Origin of the sequence: Leisingera sp. UBA4491, assembly GCF_002388965.1 — a bacterium.
GTDB lineage: Bacteria > Pseudomonadota > Alphaproteobacteria > Rhodobacterales > Rhodobacteraceae > Leisingera > Leisingera aquaemixtae.
On record NZ_DGNN01000014.1, the window covers coordinates 63,850 to 82,928 of the forward strand.

19 protein-coding genes are annotated in these 19,079 nt (G+C 67.3%); 9 read left to right on the forward strand and 10 right to left on the reverse strand.

The window, feature by feature from the left end:
- Window positions 1-31 precede the first annotated feature (31 nt).
- From B2P87_RS07505 to B2P87_RS07520, 4 genes are read right to left on the reverse strand one after another with little or no spacing between them, the layout of a single operon-like run.
- Window positions 32-1,225, reverse strand: a complete 1,194-nt coding sequence (locus B2P87_RS07505; RefSeq protein ID WP_141892187.1) for a hypothetical protein — start codon at window positions 1,223-1,225, stop codon at window positions 32-34.
- The gene (locus tag B2P87_RS07510) at window positions 1,222-2,184 is read right to left on the reverse strand and encodes a PP2C family protein-serine/threonine phosphatase (RefSeq protein ID WP_141892186.1); all 963 of its coding nucleotides are present in this window, start codon (window positions 2,182-2,184) and stop codon (window positions 1,222-1,224) included. The genes B2P87_RS07505 and B2P87_RS07510 overlap by 4 nt, the downstream gene beginning before the upstream one ends.
- Window positions 2,168-3,502: an FHA domain-containing protein gene (locus B2P87_RS07515; RefSeq protein ID WP_244940840.1), complete on the reverse strand. Its 1,335-nt coding sequence runs from the start codon at window positions 3,500-3,502 to the stop codon at window positions 2,168-2,170. The genes B2P87_RS07510 and B2P87_RS07515 overlap by 17 nt, the downstream gene beginning before the upstream one ends.
- 11 nt (window positions 3,503-3,513) lie before the next feature.
- The gene (locus tag B2P87_RS07520; protein ID WP_141892185.1) at window positions 3,514-4,878 is read right to left on the reverse strand and encodes a serine/threonine protein kinase; all 1,365 of its coding nucleotides are present in this window, start codon (window positions 4,876-4,878) and stop codon (window positions 3,514-3,516) included.
- Window positions 4,879-5,298: 420 nt separating this feature from the next.
- Between B2P87_RS07520 and B2P87_RS07525 the strand changes: the two genes are divergently transcribed.
- Both B2P87_RS07525 and B2P87_RS07530 read left to right on the forward strand, forming a co-directional pair.
- Window positions 5,299-5,862, forward strand: a complete 564-nt coding sequence (locus B2P87_RS07525) for a biliverdin-producing heme oxygenase (protein ID WP_141892184.1) — start codon at window positions 5,299-5,301, stop codon at window positions 5,860-5,862.
- The gene (locus tag B2P87_RS07530) at window positions 5,855-8,434 is read left to right on the forward strand and encodes an HWE histidine kinase domain-containing protein (RefSeq protein ID WP_141892183.1); all 2,580 of its coding nucleotides are present in this window, start codon (window positions 5,855-5,857) and stop codon (window positions 8,432-8,434) included. The genes B2P87_RS07525 and B2P87_RS07530 overlap by 8 nt, the downstream gene beginning before the upstream one ends.
- A 123-nt stretch (window positions 8,435-8,557) precedes the next feature.
- Here the strand turns inward: B2P87_RS07530 and B2P87_RS07535 are convergent, their stop codons facing one another.
- The 3 genes from B2P87_RS07535 to B2P87_RS07545 all read right to left on the reverse strand — a co-directional run bounded on the left by B2P87_RS07535 (window position 8,558) and on the right by B2P87_RS07545 (window position 9,829).
- Window positions 8,558-9,073: a pyridoxamine 5'-phosphate oxidase family protein gene (locus B2P87_RS07535; protein ID WP_027245959.1), complete on the reverse strand. Its 516-nt coding sequence runs from the start codon at window positions 9,071-9,073 to the stop codon at window positions 8,558-8,560.
- 1 nt (window position 9,074) lies between these two features.
- The gene (locus B2P87_RS07540) at window positions 9,075-9,272 is read right to left on the reverse strand and encodes a CsbD family protein (protein WP_141892182.1); all 198 of its coding nucleotides are present in this window, start codon (window positions 9,270-9,272) and stop codon (window positions 9,075-9,077) included.
- 191 nt (window positions 9,273-9,463) lie between these two features.
- Complete coding sequence (locus tag B2P87_RS07545; protein WP_058285669.1) at window positions 9,464-9,829, reverse strand: hypothetical protein; 366 nt, start codon at window positions 9,827-9,829, stop codon at window positions 9,464-9,466.
- 229 nt (window positions 9,830-10,058) lie between these two features.
- On the opposite strand from B2P87_RS07545, the gene B2P87_RS07550 reads away from it, so the two are divergent.
- Window positions 10,059-11,468: a mechanosensitive ion channel domain-containing protein gene (locus B2P87_RS07550; protein ID WP_244940839.1), complete on the forward strand. Its 1,410-nt coding sequence runs from the start codon at window positions 10,059-10,061 to the stop codon at window positions 11,466-11,468.
- 84 nt (window positions 11,469-11,552) lie between these two features.
- Here the strand turns inward: B2P87_RS07550 and B2P87_RS07555 are convergent, their stop codons facing one another.
- From B2P87_RS07555 to B2P87_RS07565, 3 genes are all read right to left on the reverse strand, one after another.
- Window positions 11,553-11,738, reverse strand: coding sequence for a PLD nuclease N-terminal domain-containing protein (locus tag B2P87_RS07555; RefSeq protein ID WP_141892180.1), 186 nt, complete (start codon window positions 11,736-11,738; stop codon window positions 11,553-11,555).
- Between the two features lie 237 nt (window positions 11,739-11,975).
- On the reverse strand, window positions 11,976-12,224 hold the full coding sequence (locus B2P87_RS07560) for a hypothetical protein (protein WP_141892179.1): 249 nt from the start codon (window positions 12,222-12,224) through the stop codon (window positions 11,976-11,978).
- A 182-nt stretch (window positions 12,225-12,406) separates the two neighbouring features.
- Window positions 12,407-13,339, reverse strand: a complete 933-nt coding sequence (locus tag B2P87_RS07565) for a LysR family transcriptional regulator (protein WP_141892178.1) — start codon at window positions 13,337-13,339, stop codon at window positions 12,407-12,409.
- 112 nt (window positions 13,340-13,451) lie between these two features.
- Here B2P87_RS07565 and B2P87_RS07570 point away from each other — a divergent pair, with 112 nt between their 5' ends.
- The 6 genes from B2P87_RS07570 to B2P87_RS07595 all read left to right on the forward strand — a co-directional run bounded on the left by B2P87_RS07570 (window position 13,452) and on the right by B2P87_RS07595 (window position 19,079).
- Window positions 13,452-13,922, forward strand: a complete 471-nt coding sequence (locus B2P87_RS07570) for a TRAP transporter small permease (RefSeq protein WP_058285665.1) — start codon at window positions 13,452-13,454, stop codon at window positions 13,920-13,922.
- Window positions 13,919-15,217, forward strand: a complete 1,299-nt coding sequence (locus tag B2P87_RS07575) for a TRAP transporter large permease (RefSeq protein ID WP_286852338.1) — start codon at window positions 13,919-13,921, stop codon at window positions 15,215-15,217. The genes B2P87_RS07570 and B2P87_RS07575 overlap by 4 nt, the downstream gene beginning before the upstream one ends.
- 32 nt (window positions 15,218-15,249) lie before the next feature.
- Window positions 15,250-16,242 carry a TRAP transporter substrate-binding protein DctP gene (gene dctP, locus B2P87_RS07580; RefSeq protein WP_286852339.1) on the forward strand — a complete coding sequence of 331 codons (993 nt, stop codon included), beginning with the start codon at window positions 15,250-15,252 and terminating at the stop codon, window positions 16,240-16,242.
- Window positions 16,243-16,311: 69 nt separating this feature from the next.
- On the forward strand, window positions 16,312-17,412 hold the full coding sequence (locus B2P87_RS07585) for an NAD(P)/FAD-dependent oxidoreductase (protein ID WP_286852340.1): 1,101 nt from the start codon (window positions 16,312-16,314) through the stop codon (window positions 17,410-17,412).
- Window positions 17,387-17,698: a (2Fe-2S)-binding protein gene (locus B2P87_RS07590; RefSeq protein WP_141889041.1), complete on the forward strand. Its 312-nt coding sequence runs from the start codon at window positions 17,387-17,389 to the stop codon at window positions 17,696-17,698. The genes B2P87_RS07585 and B2P87_RS07590 overlap by 26 nt, the downstream gene beginning before the upstream one ends.
- Window positions 17,685-19,079, forward strand: a complete 1,395-nt coding sequence (locus B2P87_RS07595; protein WP_141889042.1) for an NAD(P)/FAD-dependent oxidoreductase — start codon at window positions 17,685-17,687, stop codon at window positions 19,077-19,079. Before B2P87_RS07590 ends, B2P87_RS07595 begins: the two co-directional genes overlap by 14 nt.

Sequence of the window (19,079 nt, forward strand, 5' to 3'; positions counted from 1 at the left end):
GTGTTCTTGGGCGCGTTTCCGGGCGCGGGCGCTACCCGGGGGGGACTTCGGCCAGCTCCTTCTTCAGTTGGAAAAGCAGCGTCACCGCGTCGATGGCCGCGTCTTCGTCCTGTTCCAGCTGGCACAGCATCAACAGCTCCTCGCCGTCCTGGGCGGCGTCGCGGGCGGCGCTGACCGCGGCGCTGCCGGGCAGGGTCTCCAGCGAGGCGGTCAGGCTGCGGATCAGGTCCATGCAGTGCGCCAGGACAGGGCCTGCCTGCGGGCCGCCGGCCGCTTCGGCCTGGGCCAGCATGTCCTCGGCGCCGCTTTGCAGCTGGTCCAGCGCCGCGGCCAAGCTGGCGGCGGGGGCTGGCGGTGCTGCGGCGGGGCTGGCCGCGGGCGGCGGCGGAGCGTCTGCCGGGAGGGGGCCGCCAAACTGGCGGATCAGCAGTTCCGCCTGATCCGCATCCGAGGCGCGGCCCAGGCCGATCTGGCGCTGCACGTCTTCGGCCAGCTGCCTGCCGCCGCTGGAGCGCCACAGATCCTCTGCCGGGGCGCCGGCGTTCTGCGCCGTGAGGCCCTGGATGGCGGCCACCGGATAGACGCCGAGAAACTCCTCTGCGGCGACCGGCTCCAGCGACTGGATCAGGCCGGGAAGGATGCCGCGCATGATCTGGCGGTCGGCCATGGTGAGCACCAGAAAGCTGTGATCCTTGGTGCTGTCCGGCATCGCCGACCACAGGGCCTGCTCGGCCTCGGGGAAGGTTTCGCTGCACCACAGGATGATGTCCGCCATGGCGGCGGCCTGCTGCAGCGTGTCCTGCTGGCGGCCGGGCGGGCCTGCCAGCGGGATTTCGCAAAAGCTGTGGGCGCGCAGCCGCAGGTCGGGCAGGTGTTGGCGCACCCGCAGCGCATCCGGCGGCACGGCGGAGTCTGCCAGGCAGCCGGCCTGCTGCCGGCGCGTGCCCGCAGGGGTGTCGAACACCACCTGCTCCTCGGGCCCGTAGCAGATCTCGACCGGCAGGCCCGCGGCGGTCTTGCCGATCACCACCCGGCCCAGAAGCATGTCGATCAGCGCCGATTTGCCGGTGCCCGGGGCGCCGGTGACAGCCACCCGGACCGGCTGCCGCAGCCGTTGCAGCAACTGGCTGCCCCAGCCGGTGACGTCCGGCGGCAGCAGCCCGGTGCTGAGCGTGTGCTCCAGCTGGCCGGCAAGCGGGGTTATGTCTCGCTGGGGAAGGCTCACACCGGTGCATCCGTCTTGGTTTGGCTGGCGGCGGGCGCGCCGCGCCATGTCGCGGAGGCCAGCAGGGTCACGACGCGGCGTCCGGCGCGGGGGCGCGGTGCCGGAGTTTGCGGCGGCGGTGCGGGCTGTGCCGGGGCCGGAGCCGGGGCCGGTTCAGGGTGCCCGGCGCGCGGGTCGAAGGGTTTGATGACGCAAAGCGCGGCATTGTCCTGTTCGGGCGCGTTCAGCGCCTCCAGCCGCTGCATCAGCACCGCGCCGATGCGGGCGCTGGGGCTCAGGCGTTCGGCGGCCAGCACGGCGGCGATTTCGGCTTCGGGCAGGAATTGCAGCCCGTCGCTGGCGGCCAGCACGATATCGCCCGCCTGCAGGCGCACCGGGGCGCTGCGGCAGTCGAGGCGGGGGATGCCCGCGCCGGTCAGCACCGAGGTGACGCAGTGGCGGTCCGGGTGGCTGGCGGCCTCGGCGGCGTCCATCCGGCCCTCGGCCACCAGGCCATCCAATTCAGACGCCATCGAGTGATCGGCGTTGAGCCGGATCAGGCGGCCCTCGCGGAACAGGTAGAGCGGCGAGTCCCCGGCCGAGATCCAATAGAGCCGGTCGCAAAACAGCACCGGCGCCAGCAGGGTGGCGCCCATGCCGCGGGCCTGGGGCTGATGGCTGGCATATTCGCCAAGACAGGCGTCGGCGCCATTGGCGGCCTGCTGCAGCACCGCGCCGATGGCCTGTTCCAGCGCCGCCGGGTCGCCAGCCTGCAGTTTCAGCTCGCTGAACACCTCGGTAACCACGATCCGGCTGGCGATGTCGCCGGCCGCATGGCCGCCCATGCCGTCGGCCAGCACCGCAAAGCCGGTGCCGGTGCCGGCCGGGAAATCGGCGGCGACCGCATCCTCCTGACGCTCGCGGCGGCCCTGGCTGATGGCCGTCGCGGCGTCGTATTCGATCTCAGCGGAATGCAGCATCTGCGGCATCGCTGTGTTGCGGCTGGTCCCAGCCGAAGTCCGCGCCGCACAGCGGCACGAAGCGCAGGCTGGTTTCGCCGATCCGGATCACGTCGCCCGCCGACAGCGCCTCGGTGCTGAGCACGGGGCGGCCGTTGCGGCGCACCAGGTTGGCCTTGCCGCCGTGGCCGATGAAGAAGGACTTCTGCTCCGGATCATAAGCGATGGCGGCGTGGTTGTCGCGGGAGATGCTGTTGTCGCCGAAGTCGAGCCGCACGGTCTGGTCCGCGCCGCGGCCGATCACAGTGACGCCGCTGAACAGGGTGAAGGCGGCGCCGCGGCCCGGCCCCTGCACGATGGCGAGCCAGCCGACGGGAAACTGGGTGTAGCCGGGCGCCGCGGCCTCTGCGCTGCGGGCGAAGGGGTCGCTGGCGGCGGCCTGCGCCGGGCTGAACCCCAGGAGGCGGGTCTTGACCCGGCCCGCGCGGCTGGCGCCGCGGCCCATCGAGGGCGCGGGCACGTCAATCGGCGCGTCGGCCGGGGCGGCGGCGGGTGCGCAGACGGCGGCCTGCGGCGCCTCCGCCGGGGGCGCTTCCCATGCGGGCTGCGCTGCCGGGGCCGCGGCAGCCTGAGGGGCCGGGGGTTCCGCCGCGATGAAGGCGGGTTCCGGCTGCACTGCGGGCTGCACTTCCGGCTGCGGGTCCAGCTCAGGAGCGGGTGCTGCGGCGGTTTCGGTGCGGTCTCCCATGGCGTCCGGGGTCCGTCCGGCGGTGTGGCTGCGCGTGAAGATCCGGTAGGGTCTGGCGGTGTCCGCGTCCGGCTCCGGCTGCTGCAGGCGGCTGAAATCCGGATCCGCCGCGACGGCCTCTGCCGTGTCGTCGTTTGCGTGTTCCGGCTGGGCAAAGAAATCCTCTTCCGGCGCTTCCGCGGGATCCGCCTCTGCGGTGTCATGCTCCGGGGCGGCGAAGAAGGCGGCGGTGTCCGGGCGGTCCGGTGCCGCGGTCCGGGTCTGCTCGCGGGCGAAGAAGGCGGCAATCGCATCTTCTTCCGGTTCGGGCCCGCTCAAACCGGCGAAATCATCGTCCGGTTCACCGTCCAGGTCTGCCGCGGGCACGTCCGGCGGGTCGCGGAAAGCCTCTGTCAGAGCCGCGGCGGCGTCAGGGCTGGCGGGGGGCGGACCGGGTTCCGGGTCCAGCCGGAAGCTGCTGCCGAGGCTGAAGGGCGCGCGGCTGCCGGTGTCCTCTGCGGGCGGCTGCACCGGTTCCGCGGCTGGGGCGGCGGCGCCGTCCAGGCGGACTCGTTCCCGCTTTTCGCCAATGATATCCTTGATGAACTTCATACCCATTCCCTTCAGTTCTTAACCGTTTGCGGGCTGTTGGCGGGACGCCCGAAGATCCTGCGCAAGCGGCCGGCGAATGTCGGCTTGTCCCGGCGCAGGCCCAGTGCCGGGTCCGACGGATCTGCCAGCGGTACCGGGGCCGCGCCCGGCGGCTGCTGCGCGGAAGGGGCGATTTTCTTGCGCCAGGAGATCGCATCCTCTTCTTCCAGCCAGGCCTCCAGGTCGGTGACCGGCTCGCCGAAGATGTTGACCAGCGGGCGGCGCGGTCCGGAGGGCGGGGCGGCAGGCGGGGTCTGCGCCTGGCGGGCGGAGCGGGGCAGGCCGGGTTTGAGGCTGTCATTGGTCTTGGCGACCAGCTCGGAGATTGCCGCGGCCAGCCGGCTGCCGTCGTCGGCGCAGGCGGCTGCCGCCGCGGGGGCCGCCGGCCCGGTTTGCGGGTCTGCGGCCTGCTGCGGCGCGTCTTCCTCCGCCAGGGCGGCGGCCCAGCCGCTGGCGCTTTGGAACCGTTCCGCCGGAAGCACCGACATTGCCATGTCCACGGTCGCCAGCAGCGCCGGGTCCGCGGCCCAGGGCCCGCCCAGCAGCGGGCGGCAGGGGTCCGGAGAGCCCGCCAGCAGCGCCGCCAGCCGCTTTTGGCTGGCCGCGGGCGGAGCGCCGGTGATCAGGTAATAGAGCGTGGCGCCAAGCGCGTAGAGGTCGCAGGCCGGGCGCTGGGGCAGATCGGGGCTGTAAAGCTCATGGGCAGAATAGCCGTCCTTGACCGCCAGCAGCATCGGCAGCGCGGTGCTGTCATCGGGGGTGCTGCCGCAGGCGGCGCCGAAGTCGATCAGCGTCACGGTGCCGTCCTTGCCCAGCAGGATGTTGTCCGGTGAGATATCGCGGTGCAGGACGCCCAGCCGGTGCAGGCAGTCCAGCGCCTCCAGCGACTGATCGAGGATCCGGCGCAGCACCGGCCCGGTCAGCCGCTCCGGCTGCTCCTCGCGCACGGTGAGCAGGTCCAGCCCGTCGATGAACTCCATCGCGATATAGGCGGTCTGGTTTTCCTTGAACACCTGGTGGACACCGACGATGGCGGGATGCCGGGCGCGCGCCAGCAGATGCGCCTCGCGCAGGAAGGCGCGCAGCACGTTGCGGCAGGATCTGGCATGTTCGGGGGCGCTGGGTTCCACATCGGTGCCGCTGCGGCGGCAGAGTCCCGCCGGATAGCATTCCTTGATCACGACGCGGCGTTCCAGGCTGTCGCGGGCCAGATAGGTGATGCCGAAGCCGCCGCTGAGCAGAGGCCGCTCGATCTGGTACTGGCCCTGCAGCAGCTTGAAGCCGCAGGGCAGTTCGCAGGCCGGCGCCGGATCGGCGGAAAAGATGTCATGCGGCACAGCGTCAGGTCCTCGTGGCGGCGTGGGGCCCGGGCAGAGGGCGCGGGCTGGCCTTCACGCTGGAAGCCAATTGCGGAATGTTCGCGGCAGCTTCCGGGCAATTGCGGCAGGCTTGCCCGATTTTCGCCGCATTTTCCCGGAAAGGGCTGTAAACACAGGGTTAAGAGCCTGCCGGCGACTTGCGTTGAAGTTAGTTAAACTGGGCGCCTATACGGCAGGCAGCCCGGCAGCAGCGGGGCCAGGCCTGAAGCCGGCCGGCCAAGTGCCCCGCGGTAAGGGCCGCCCCAGCGCGGCTTGCGCAGGGGCAAGGCGCCTAAAGCGTTGCAAAACTTTGCTTTTCCCCGTCTTTTATCGCGGCGGAAGCCCATTGATTCGGTTTTGGCGAACGCTATAGTGCTGCTGACTAGGGGGAACGGTTCCGTGGCTAAGGCCCAATATGAGAACTTGCGTGCCCGGCTGCGCGGGGACACGCGGCACTGCCATGCCGCGCTGGATGATCAGGTAACCCGGCTGGATCAGCAGGGCACGGAGGGCTATGCGCGTTTTCTGCTGCTGCAGTGGCGGCTGTTTGCGGCGCTGGAGCCGGTGAGCCAGAGCGCCGCCTGCGCGCCGGTGATCCGTGATCTGACGCAGCGGGCGGGCGCGGATCTGGAGCAGCTGGGCCGCCTGGCGCCTGTGCCGCGGCTGCCGCTGGACCCGCATCCGCTGGCGGTGGATTACGTGGTGTCCGGCTCGCGCTTGGGTGCGAAGGTGCTGCGCAAGCGCTGGCTGGACCGCGGCCTGCCGGAGACCGCCTATGCGGGCAGCTATTTGTCGGCGCCGCCCTATATGGACTACTGGCGCGGCTATGTGGCCCGGGCCGAAGCGCTTCCGGCCGGCGGCGCGGCGGCGGACCGGATTGTCACAGATGCTACCGGCCTGTTCGAATTTTGCTTAGAATGCATTGATGCTGAGTCTGCCGAGGGGAGGGCGGTTCATGCCTGACGAAACTTCCAGTGCCGCCGAGGCGCAGGTGGATCTGACGACCTGCGATCAGGAGCCGATCCATATTATCGGCCATGTGCAGAGCTTTGGCTGCCTGATTGCGGTTTCTGCGGACTGGATCATCGCCCATGCCTCTGCCAATTGCGCCGAGGTTCTGGGACTGGATGAGTCGGATCTGGCGGGGCGGCCGGTGATGGATATTCTCAGCCCGCAGGCGTTGCACGATCTGCGCACCCGGATGCAGATGCTGCGGATGCAGCAGAGCGCGGTGCGGGTGTTCGGCTATGACCTGCGCGGCGACGGGCAGAAGTTTGACGTCTCGATCCACCAGTCCGGGCGGCTGTTCGTTCTGGAGTTCGAGCGCCGGGCAGCGGATGCGCGCGATGTGCATGATCCGGGGCTGGTGCAGGCACTGATCGGCCGGGTGCAGCGCCACGGGGCGCTGGACGCGATGGCGAAGGAGGCCGCAAGGGGCCTCAAAGCGCTGAGCGGCTATGGCCGGGTCATGGTCTACAAGTTCGAGGAAGACGGCAGCGGCACCGTCATCGCGGAGGCCCGCGATTCGGACCTGGAGCCGTTTCTGGGCCTGCGCTATCCGGCCAGCGATATCCCCAAGCAGGCCCGGGCGCTGTATGTGCGCAACATGCTGCGGATCATTCCCGACGTCACGGCGCCGGTCCACCCGGTGCTGCCGGAAACCGATCCCAATGGCGAACCGCTGGACCTGTCGCTGGCGGTGACCCGGGCGGTGTCTCCGATCCATATGGAATATCTCAGGAACATGGGGGTTGCGGCCTCGATGTCGGTGTCTATCCTGCGCAATGGCCAGCTTTGGGGTCTGTTCGCCTGCCATCACCCCAAGCCGCAGTACCTCAGCTATGAAATGCGCACTTCGGTGGAGCTGTTTGCGCAGCTGTTCAACTATGAGCTGGCGCAAATGGAAATGGCCGATGAGCTGGGCGACATCGACCGTTCCAGGGAGCTGCATGACAGCCTGATGCCGCAGCTGTCCAATGGCTCCAACCTGTTTGCGGCTTTTGAAGACCTGTGCAGCGGCATCGGCGAGGTCATCCCCTTTGACGGGGCCGCGATTTATTCGGACGGGCAGTACAAATCGACCGGATCCGCTCCGGTGGAAGAGGAGTTCCTGGGGCTGGTGCGGTTCCTGAACACCACGCCGCCCGCGCAGGTCTATAGCAACAGCAACCTGATCAAGCGCTATCCGGCCACTGACGGGTTTGCGGACCGGGTGGCCGGGCTGCTGGCGATCCCGGTGTCGCGCAAGCCGCGGGATTATTTTGTGCTGTTCCGGCGCGAGGTGATCAAATCGGTGACCTGGGCCGGCAACCCCGAAAAACCCGCCGAACCGGGGCCGAATGGCCTGCGGCTGACGCCGCGCAAGAGTTTCGAGGCCTGGCAGGAGGTGGCGCGCGGCCATTGCCAGCCGTGGAAGCAGCGCGAGCAGCGCACTGCCGAGGCCCTGCGCACAACCCTGATCGAAGTGGTTCTGAAGCTGTCGGATGAGAACAACGCCGCCCGCAAGCGGGCGCAGGACCAGCAGGAGCTGCTGATTGCGGAGCTGAACCACCGGGTGCGCAACATCCTGAACCTGATCCGCGGGCTGGTGTCGCAGGGCAAGGAGTCGGTGAAATCCGCCGATGCCTTTGGCGAGGTGCTGGACGCGCGCATTCACGCGCTGGCGCGGGCGCATGACCAGCTGACCGGCTCGGAATGGGACTGGAGCCCGCTGACGGTGCTGATCGGGACGGAAACCGAGGCGTTTCTGTCGGGCAAGGCCAGCCGGGTGTCGATTGACGGCGAAGCGCTGGAGCTGTCGCCCGCGGCGTTTACCTGCATGGCGCTGGTCATTCATGAGCTGGTGACGAACTCGGTCAAATACGGCGCGCTCAGCGACTCGTCCGGGCGGGTGGAAATCCGCACCGCGCTGAACGGCGATGGCACCGCCGCGCTGAGCTGGCGCGAATGCGATGGCCCGCCGGTCCAGGCACCGCGGCGCAGGGGCTTCGGCACCACGCTGATCGAGCAATCGGTGCCGTTTGAGCTGCGGGGCGAAGCGAACGTGAGATACCAGCTCACCGGGCTGGAGGCGGACTTTGTGCTGCCCGCCCGCCATGTGCGCAAGGCGGAAAAGCCTGCGGCCCCGGCGCCGAAGACCGGCGCGCGGCAGGCGTCGGTCGTGCCGCGCCTGTCCGGCAATGCGCTGGTGCTGGAAGACAACATGATCATCGCCATGGATGCGGCGGACATGCTGTCTCAGCTGGGCGCCGAAAAGGTGGAGACCTGCAGCGGGGTCGAGACCGCGCTGAACCTGCTGGAGCGGGGCGGCACACAGTTTGTGCTGGCGGACATGAACCTGGGGCCGGAAAACTCGCTGCCGGTGGTGGAGAGGTGCCGCGAGCTGGGCATCGCGGTGGTGCTGGCCACGGGGTACGGCGCAACGGATGACATCACCAAGCGCTTCCCGGGGCTGAAAATCCTGAAAAAGCCCTACACGGTGGAGCAGCTGAGTGCGGTTCTGGAGACGATGGCCTTCGCCGGCAACGCGGGCTGATTGCCGCCGCCGGGCAGCGGCCCCGCTGAACGGATCAGGGCTGAACGGAATAGGCCCGCCGGTGTTGTCCGGCGGGCCTGATCGTTTGCGGCTTGCCGCGCTGGCTGCGGGTCAGGCCGCGTTTCAGGCCACGTCGCTGAAGTTGATCACCCGGTGAATGCCGACGTCCGGTTCGCTCACGTCGTCGCGCATTGCGGCGTTCAGCATCTTCAGCCCGACCAGGATCGGGTTGGAATCCGACGCCCAGATCGCAGCCTCGCGCGGGGTCAGCTGCAGCAGGGTGACCTTGGGATCCTCGCGGCCCTTCTCGAACCAGGCCGCCACCGGCGGGCTCCACAGGCTGTCGAGCTTTTCCTCGCTCTGATAGACCACCAGCGGGCCTTTGACCGAGGCGTGGTAATCGCCCTTTTGCGACTGGTAGCAGAAGGTGGCCTCCGCCCCCAGTCCGACCGCAGCCACCAGATCGGTGTCGGCGGAGGTGATGAACCAGATTTCGCCGCTGTCAGGGTCGGAAAAATGGCTCATCGGCTGCGGGTGCTGGCTGCTGCCGTCGACCGACAGCATGCCGGTGCGGGTGTCCTCAAGGCGTTTCCACAGCTGGGCGGCGGCGTCGGCGTCACTGTCAGGTCTGCGGGCCATGTCAGAGGCTCTCCAGCATACGGTCGACAGTCTCGCGGATATCGTCCTTGGTCTTGCCCAGGCGCTGCTGCAGCAGCCCTTCCAGCTTCTGGCGCTCGCCCTTGGTTTCTTCCAGCTCGTTTTCGGTCAGTTCGCCGTAGGTTTCCCGCAGGCGGCCCTTCAGCTCGGTCCATTTGCCGGTGATGCGGTCGTCGTCCATGTCGTGTCCTCCTTGGGAAAGTGCAGGGGTCCGCCGCGCTGCGGCGGCAACACTAGGAGAACGCGGTGGCGGCTGCGAAGTTCCGTGATTGCGCGGTATCTCTGCCGTGCAGCCATCAGGCGAAACGGCTGGCCCCGTCCCGGACAGGGCTCCGGCGGCAGACAGGCCTGCTGCCGCCGGGCAAAAGGCGGCTATTCGCCCAGAAGCTGCATTGCCGCGTCCAGATGCGGGGTTGCGAACGGGCGGCTCAGCATCGGCAGCGACCGCAGCTCCGGCTCGGTGGTGTCGCCGTTGATCAGGATGAGGCGCCATTCCTTGGCCATGGCCGACTGCAGCCAGTCGCGGGCGGCGGGAACGCTGAGCGGAAACCCGAAGAACACAAGGTGCGGCGGCTGTGCGGCATAGTCCAGCGCTGCGGCAAGCCCGTCGAGGCGGGTCTCGGTGCTCACCGCCGGGTACCCCCGCCGCAGCAGGTAGTCGCTGATGTCCGCGGCCTCCAGGGCGTTGGGGGTCAGGATCAGAACGGGCGTTTGCGCGCCGGCGGCTGTAGTGCTCATTGGTCTTCCTCAGTTTTTTGAATGTGAGGAATGGCACCGACGTAGGGTCAGGCGCATTAAACTGTGACATATCAGCGGGATAAAATTTAAACAGGCGGCGGAGGTTCGCCCGGATCCGGTGCGGTTACGCTCTTGCGCTGGCGGTCTGCTGCGGCAAAGACTGGTTGGGCCCCGGTTGCAACTTGCGGGGCAGGTTTTTCATCAGGAGGATGCGGAATTGAGCCGCGACATGACATGTTTAACCGCGCGTGCAGGGCGCTGGCCCGGGGCGCGCCGGGCGCTGCTGGCGGGTTTGCATTTATTAATCCTGCTGGCGGCGCTGTGCCTTGGCGGCACCGGTGCCCAGGCGCAGACCACAGCGGATCCGGTGCAGACCGACGGCCGGATCGAGGTCGGCGACGCGGCGGTGCGCGACAGCGAAATCCTGAACCGGATCGAGAAGCTGCTGGCGGAAATCGAGGGCTACGGGGCGGTGACTGTGTCGGTGTCCGAAGGGGTGGTCCGCATCACCGGCGAGGTGATCGACAACGCCGCCCAGGACCGGCTGACGCAGATCATCAACCGGGTCGCCGGGGTGGTGGCGATCGAGAACGAGACCGAGATCAGCGGCACCCTGGAGGAGCGGCTGGCCCCGGCGATGGAGCGGATTGCGGCCCGGACCCGCAACCTGCTGGCAAACGGTCCGATCTTTCTGGTGGCGCTGGCCGCCTTTGCGGCGGTGGCGGCGGGCGGCTGGCTGCTGACCACCCGGATCGGCATCTGGACATGGCTGGCGCCCAATGCCTTTATCGCCGATGTTTACAGGGCGGTGGCGCGGATCCTGTTCATCCTGACCGGGCTGGTGCTGGCGCTCGACATTATGAATGCCACCGCGCTGATTGGTGCGGTGCTGGGCGCGGCGGGGGTGGTCGGCCTGGCGCTTGGCTTTGCGGTGCGCGACACGGTGGAGAATTTCATCGCCTCGATCCTGCTCAGCCTGCGGCAGCCGTTCCGGCCCAATGATTTTGTCGATATCCAGGGCGATCAGGGCACCGTGGCGCGGCTGACCTCGCGCGCGACGATCCTGATTTCGCCAGAGGGCAACCACATCCGCATTCCCAATGCCACGGTGTTCAAGGGCCGTATCGTGAATTTCACCCGCGACCCGCGGCGGCGCTTCGGCTTTGACCTTGGGGTGGATGCGGATGCGGATCTGGCGGCAGCGCTGTCGACCGCCGTTGCCGCGCTGGACGCGCAACCCTTTGTGCTGGATGATCCCGAAGTCGGCGCCTGGATCAGCGAGGTGGGGGATTCTAACGTGATCCTGACCTTCACCGGCTGGGTGGACCAGACCCGGGTGGATTTCGCCAAGGCGCGCGGCGAGGCGATCCGGGCCGCCAAGATGGCGCTGGAGGCAGCGGGCTTTGGCCTGCCGGAGCCGATCTACAGGGTCCGGCTGGACAGCGCCGCAGAGGCGGCGCCAGCCCCGGCCAAGGATACCGCCGCAAAACAGGCGCCGCGGGAGGCCGTCAGCGCGGACTTGCCGGAGGCCGCCGACCCCGAACGGACGGAACTGGCGGCTGCCGGCGCCGCGCGGCGGGAGCGCGAGGGACTGGATGGCGGCGAAAACCTGCTGGATGCGCAGCAACAGGCAGAGTGACAGGGCCGCGAGGCGGCGCTGCCGCGCAAACGGAAACGGCCCGGCTGTGAACAGCCGGGCCGGGACATGCCGTATGCGTAAAGATCAGATTTTTGCAGCCGAGGAGCGCGGTCCTGCGACAAGCCAGGCGATGAAGCCCAGCACCGGCAAGATAAGGATGACGAGCACCCAGACGATCTTGGCGGCGGTTGAGGCCCCGGACCCCAGAACCTGAATGATTGCGTAGATGTCGGCAGCAAGGACCAGAAGGCCAATCAGTCCATATTCCATTGTGTATCCCCTAATGATGCTCTGATGGCCTAACGCGTGCAGCCGGCGATTGTTCCAAATTTATTCTACAGGGCTGGTTTGCAGGGGCTTTTGCGGTCCCAGCGGCGGTGCCAGGCAGTCTGGCCCTGACCGCCCGCATTCCGCGGGGGCCGTGCAGCCCGATGCAGGCCGCACCAGAGCGCAAAAAAAAGCGCAGCGGCGTGCGCTGCGCTTTTTTTCCGTCCTGTAAAGCGCGGATTAGCCGTCTTCCTTGGCGTCTTCTTCCGGGCTCTGAATGTCGACGGTCGGAACGGTCACGGTCACGTCCTTGGTACCGGTCTCGATGTCGCCGACTTCGGCTTCGAACTCGGGCAGCTGGCCGCCCTCAACTTTGACATCGACGTCAGGCAGGCGGGTTTCTTCGGTCTGGTCGATGTCGACCATGTAAACAGCAAAAACCAGCACAAGAATGCCGGCGATGGCGGCGAAGATATAGGAAGGTTTCATCGTACTGTCCTTTCGGGTTTCGTCAGCCGGTCAACGCGCCGGAGTCCGCAAAGGTTCCCGCGCCAAGTGCCGCAGTTGCAGGTTTCCGCAGGGGCAGCCCGGGTTAAGGCATTGGAGTCAAAAGAAACAAAATTACGCCGTGCCGCAGCATTTTCGGGACTTTTCCGGGGCCGGGGCCGCGATCACAGGCTGAGACTGGCTTCGATTTCCGCCTGCATATGCCCGATTGCGGCGCACAGCCGCGCCGTGAAGGCCTCGGACGTCAGGGACGGGGTGGCGTAGCCGGGGGTGAGAATCGAGACGCTGGAACTGATTCGCGGCGTGAACCGGCGAATCGCCAGCCCTGCGGTTGTCTGGCGCTGCTGCAAACAGCCATAGGCGGTGATCATGTCGCAGATCATGTAACACATGCCCGCCGCAACAAACTGCAGGCCGGGGGCCCAGGTGCGCAGCTCCAGCCGCTTGCGGAACCGGCAGCCGCTGCGCTGAAACGCGGCCTCGGTCCGGACCGTCATGGGGTGCTTTTCAAACAGCACCGCCATCGGCGCCCCGTCCAGATCCTGCGGCGTGATCTGTTCGGCCGAGGCCAGCGGATCGCTTTCCGGGACGATGCAGACGCTTTCCAGGTCGAAGTCCGTCTGCTTGATGGACGGGCGCGGCTCCGGGGTTTCGGCAAAGCCGATGTCGAACTGCTGCGAGGCGATCAAATCCTCGATCACATCCGAGGACCGCATGATCAGCGAGACCTCCAGATCATCCTTGCCTTGCAGAAAATCCGTTAAAATCCTTGGCATGAACAGCCCGGCCGCCGCCGGGTGGCAGGCGACCCGCAGCTTGCCGGCCTCATGGCTGCGGATCTTGCTCACCGTGCGCTCGATCCGCTCGATGCGTTCCAGCACGGCCTCGCATTCCTCCAGAAAGAAACGGGCCTCCGGGGTTGGGATCAGCTTGCCCTGCTCGCGGACAAACAGGCTGAAGCCCAGTTCCCCCTCCAGCGTTGAAATCATGGTGCTGACAGCGGGCTGGGTGCGCCCGACGGTGCGCGCGGCCTGGGAAATGGAGCCGCTGCGCATGACCTCGCGGAAGGTGAAGATTTGGCGGATCGAGAAGTTCATGGCATGGGTATCAAGGAAATTGATGGAGTCAGAGATATTTTCAAATTGATCTTATGCCCTTTGTCCAGCCAAATCCGCCAAACCCGGTGAGGGGACACCGGAAGGAGGACCGATGGACACATTCACAAAATACTTGCTGACGGGGCTGATCTGTCTGGTGGCCCTGGGCCAGTTTGTACAGGTGGTCACCCGGTACCTGCTGCAGATCCCGGTGATGGGGCTGGAGGAGACCATGCTCTACCCGACCATCTGGCTGTATATCCTGGGCGCCGTGAACGCCTCGCGCGAGGACACCCACATCCGCGCCAACGTGCTGGAAATCGCCATCAAGACAGAGCGCGGCCACACCGTTCTGGCGATCATCGGCGAAATCATCAGCCTGACCGTCGGCCTGTGGCTGCTGAGCTGGGCCTGGGAATACACCCAGTACGCCTGGCGGGTCTGGAAAGAGAGCCCGACGCTCTACCTGCCGACATTCTATTCCGAAGTGGCGCTCGTGGCCGGGCTGGGGCTGATGATGCTCTACACCGCGGTGCACCTGCTTCGCCATATCAACGCCCTGCGCGCGGGAGCCGCAAAATGATTGAAATCGCACTCCTTGCCATTGCCGTTCTGGTGCTGACGCTGACCCTGGGCGTGCCGCTGCCCTACTGCTTTGGCGCCGCCCTGATGATCATGTATTTCCTGGGCGATGTGACCATGAAGGGCATGATGCTGTGGGGCTCCCAGCAGCTGGGCAACCCGGTGCTGCTGGCCATTCCGCTGTTCGTGCTGGCAGGCACTATTATGTCAGCCAGCGGTATCGCTGCCTCGCTACTGAACTTCGTCAATGCCTTCATCGGTCATATCCGCGGCGGCCTGGGCGTTGTGGCGGCGGTCAGCTGCGCCATCATCGGCGCGATCTCCGGCTCCGGCCTGACCGGCATCGCCGCCATCGGCCCGCTGCTGATCCCAGAGATGGAAAAGCGCGGCTACCCGCGGGAATACGCCACCGCGCTGATTGCCAACTCCTCGATCCTGGGCCTGCTGATCCCGCCGTCGGTCACCATGATCGTCTACGGCTGGGTGACCGATACCTCGATCCTCGCCTGCTTCCTGGCGACCCTGGGGCCGGGCCTGCTGATCATGTTCAACTTCTCGGCCATGAACCTGTGGATGAGCCGCAAGTTCGACCTGGTTCTGGATGACACGCCCAGCTTCTCGGAGCTGGCGGGCGATGTGGCGAAGAAGGGCTTCACCGCCACCCCGGCACTGCTGATGCCGGTGATCATCCTGGGCGGCATCTATGGCGGCATCATGACCCCGACCGAAGCCGCGGCACTGTCGGTGATCTATGCGCTGCCGGTCGGCTTTTTCATCTACAAGGGGCTGAAGTGGAACAGCTTCCTGGAGGCCGGTAAGGAAGCCGCAACCGCGGTGGGCGCGATCATGGTGATGATCCTGTTCTCGATGATCCTGAGCCAGATGTTCGTCTATGAGGCGATCCCGCAGAAGATGGTCAGCGCGATCTTCGAGATCACCGAAAACAAGGTGCTGCTGCTGATCTTCATCAACATCCTGCTGTTCCTGGTCGGCATGGTCGTGAACGACGTCACCGCCATCATCCTGATTGCGCCGCTGTTGCTGCCGCTGATGCAGGCGATCGGGGTCACCCCGGTGCAGTTCGCCGCGATCATGGGCGTCAACACCGCGATGGGCGGCGTCACTCCGCCATACGCCTCGATCCTCTACCTTGGCGCGCGGATCGGCAATGTGAAGGTCACCAAAGTGATCCCGCCCGCGATGATCCTGATCCTGACAGGCTATGTGCCGGTGGTCTTCCTGACCTCGCTGTGGCCCGACCTGTCGCTCTTTCTGCCGCGTTTCTTCGGCTACTGAACACACCTGACACCTTAAGGAGGAGACTACCCATGAAACACTTTCTGACCGGCACCGCTGCTGCTGCCCTGATGTCGCTGGCGGGCCTCGCCCAGGCTGCCGACCTCAAGATGAGCCACGTGCGCCCGCAGGACACCACCATCGACAAGGAGCTGCGCGCCTTTGCAGCCCAGGTGGATGAGGCCACCGGCGGCGATGTCTCGATCAACATCTTCCCGGCGTCTGCGCTCGGCGATTACACCACCGTGCAGGAACGCGTCAGCGTCGGCGCCATCGACATGGCGACCCAGCCTGCGGCGGCCGCGGCGGACCGCCGGATGCAGATCAGCTCCTTCCCCTACCTGGCCAACACCTGGGCCGAGGCCCGCGCGATCTACGGCCCCGACGGCCCGGTCCGCAACGTGATGGCAGATCTTTATGCCAAGCAGGACATCACCATGCTGGCGGCCTACCCGGTGTATTTCGGCGGCATCGCGCTGAACACCGATGCGGTCAGCCCGGGTGACCCGTCGCAGTCCAACGGCATCAAGGTGCGGGTGCCCGGCATCAAGAGCTTTCAGCTGACCGGCGAGGCCCTGGGCTACATCCCGTCGCCGATCCCGTTTTCCGAAGCCTTCACCGCGATCCAGACCGGTGTGGTTGACGGCGTGATCGGCTCCGGCGCCGAAGGCTACTATGCCTCGTTCCGCGATGTGACCAAGACCTATGTGCCCGCCAACACCCATTTCGAGGTCTGGTACATGATCATTTCCAACGGCTCGCTGGCTGAGCTGGACGCCGAAGATCAGGAGGCGCTGAAAGCCGCCGCGGCAGACTTCGAAGCGCAGCGCTGGACCGTTGCCGAAAAAGAGCAGGGCGATTGGGAGCAGCGTCTGGCCGATGACCTGGGCGCCAAAGTGGTCGAGCTGAGCGACGACGAACTGGCGGCGATGGCTGCCAAGGTGCGCAACGATGTCTGGCCGGTGGTTCTGGAGGACGTCGGCGCCGAGTGGGGCCAGGGCATTCTTGACCAGATCGGCAAGTAATCCCGCATGACAGACCGGGGCGGCTGCGCGCCGCCCCGCAACCGCAGCCAACCCCGGAGATACGGCAGGATGGAAGCAGATTATGCAGTGATCGGCGGCGGCGTTGTCGGCCTGTCCGTGGCCTGGGGGCTGCTCAGGCGCGGCAAGCGCGTCACGGTTCTGGACGGCGATGACGGATCGTTCCGCGCCAGCCGCGGCAACTTCGGCTTGGTCTGGGTCCAGTCCAAGGGCATGAAACAGCCGCGCTATGCCAGCTGGAGCCAGCAGTCCGCCGCGGCTTGGGCCGGATTTGCCGCCGAGCTGGAAGACGGCACCGGCCGCTCCGTCGGGCTGCAGCAGAACGGCGGCTATGACCTGCATTTCTCCGAGGAAACGCTTTATGCCACCGTCGCGCAGTATGATGCGCTGAAGGACAAGCTGGGCGGCAACTACCCCTACGAGGTGCTGGGCCGCAACGCGCTCAGCCGCGAGGAGCCGCATATCGGCCCCAAGGTGGCGGGCGCGATCCTGCATCACCAGGACGGTCACGCAAACCCGCTGCGCCTGCTGGTCTCGCTGGCCGAGGACGTGCGGCGGCTGGGCGGCACGGTCCTGAACGGCAAGACCGTCACCGAGGTTTCCAAACCGGATGCTTTCAAGGTCCAGTGCAGCGACGGCACCACGGTCACGGCGGCCAAGGTTGTGCTCTCCGCCGGTTTGGGCGCGATGGAGCTTGGCCCCAAGCTGGGCTTCAAGGCGCCGGTGCGGCCGCAGCGCGGCCAGGTGCTGATTACCGAGAAGCTGCCGAAGATGATCAACCGCCCCTCGCTGATTGCCCGCCAGGTGGATGAGGGCGGCATTCAGATCGGCGCCACCAATGAGGAGGTCGGGCTGGACGACAGCGTCACGCAGCCGGGCCTGTCGGGTTTGGCCGCCGAGGCCATCGCCGCCTACCCGGCGCTGGCCCGCGCGCAGCTGGTGCGCAGCTGGGGCGCGCTGCGCATCCTGTCGCCCGACGGGCTGCCGATCTACCAGGAAAGCCCGGACCTGCCGGGCGCCTATCTCGTCACCTGCCACAGCGGCATCACCCTGGCCGCGGCCCATGCGCTGTTCCTGCCCGACTGGCTGGAAGGCACCGAGGCCGCCCCTGATCTGGAGGTGTTCAGTGAAGACCGATTCCCCGTTTCTTGAGCTGGCAGACGATGCCCCCCGCGTGCGGGTCTGGTTCGACGGCCAGCCGCTGGACCTGCCCGCAGGCGCCAATCTGGCCGCCGCGCTGCTGGCCGCCGGTGTGCAGGTGTTCCGCCACACGGCCGTATCCGGCGCGCCGCGGGCACCGTTCTGCATGATGGGCGCCTGTTACGAATGCCTGGTGGAGATTGGCGGCCGCGTGCAGCAGGCCTGCATGCTGGAAGTGGAAGAGGGCATGAAAATTGCCCGCCCGTTTGAAGCGGAGGCTGGCGATGAAACGCTGTGACCTGGCCATCATCGGCGCGGGCCCGGCCGGCATGGCCGCCGCTGCCGAGGCAGCCCGGCAGGGCTTGAGCGTCACCCTGCTGGATGAACAGAACCGCCCCGGCGGGCAGATCTACCGCGAGGTGGACCGCGCCGGCGGACCGCGCGGCGCCATTCTGGGGCAGGAGTATCTGCACGGGGCAACCCTGACGGCGGGCCTTGGGCAGGCGGGCATTACGCATTTGTCAGGTGCAATTGTCTGGGCCATCGAGGAGGGATTCCGCATCTCCTTTATCCGCGGTGGCCGCGGGGAGCAGCTGGAGGCCGCGCGGGTGATCCTGGCCACCGGCGCGCTGGAGCGCCCCATGCCGCTCCCCGGCTGGACCCTGCCCGGCGTGATGACCGCAGGCGCCGCGCAGATCCTGCTGAAGCAATCCGGCGTGCTGCCGCGCCGCGCCGTGCTCGCCGGGTGCGGGCCGCTGCTCTATCTGATTGCGGCGCAGATGGTGCGGGCGGGCACGCCGCCGCTGGCGCTGGTGGAGACCCAGACTGCGGCCAGCCCGCTGGTCGCAAGCCGCCACTTGCCCGGCGCGCTGCGCGGCTGGCGTTATCTGGCCAAGGGCCTGAAGATGCTGGCGGAGATCAAGCGCGCCCGCGTGCCGCGCTATACCGGCGCAACGGACATCGCGGTGGCAGGCAGCACCGGGGCCGAGGCGGTGACTTTCCGCAGCAAGGGACAGGCGCACCGCATCGCGTGCGATACCGTGCTGCTGCATCACGGTGTGGTGCCGAACACCCAGGCCGCGCGCTCGATCAATGTGCCGCATGTCTGGTCCGAAGCGCAGCAGTGCTTTGTGCCCGAAACCGGCCCCTGGGGCGAGACCGGCAAGGACGGTGTCCTGATCGCCGGGGACGGCGCAGGCATCAGCGGCGCCATGGCGGCAGAGTATGCAGGCCGCATTGCGGCGCTGAAAGCGGCGGAGGAGCTGGGCCGGATCACCGCGCAGGAGCGCGACCGCCTCGCCGCGCCGCTGATCAGCCGCCGCAGCCGGGAAACCGCCGTGCGGCCCTTCCTGGATGCGGCCTATCCGCCCTATGCCAGCGCCCTGCGGCCCGCCGACAGCACCATCGTCTGCCGCTGCGAGGAGGTCACCGCGGGCGACATCCGCAGCTATGCCAAGCTCGGCTGTCTTGGCCCGAACCAGGCCAAGGCCTTCGGGCGCGCAGGCATGGGGCCGTGCCAGGGCCGCTATTGCGGGCTGACCGTGACTGCGCTGCTGGCCGAGGCCAACGGGCAGACCCCGGATGAGACGGGGTACTACCGCATCCGGCCGCCGATAAAACCCGTGACACTGGGCGAACTGGCAGCGATGGAAGACCCCTCCGCCACTGCCGCTGAATAG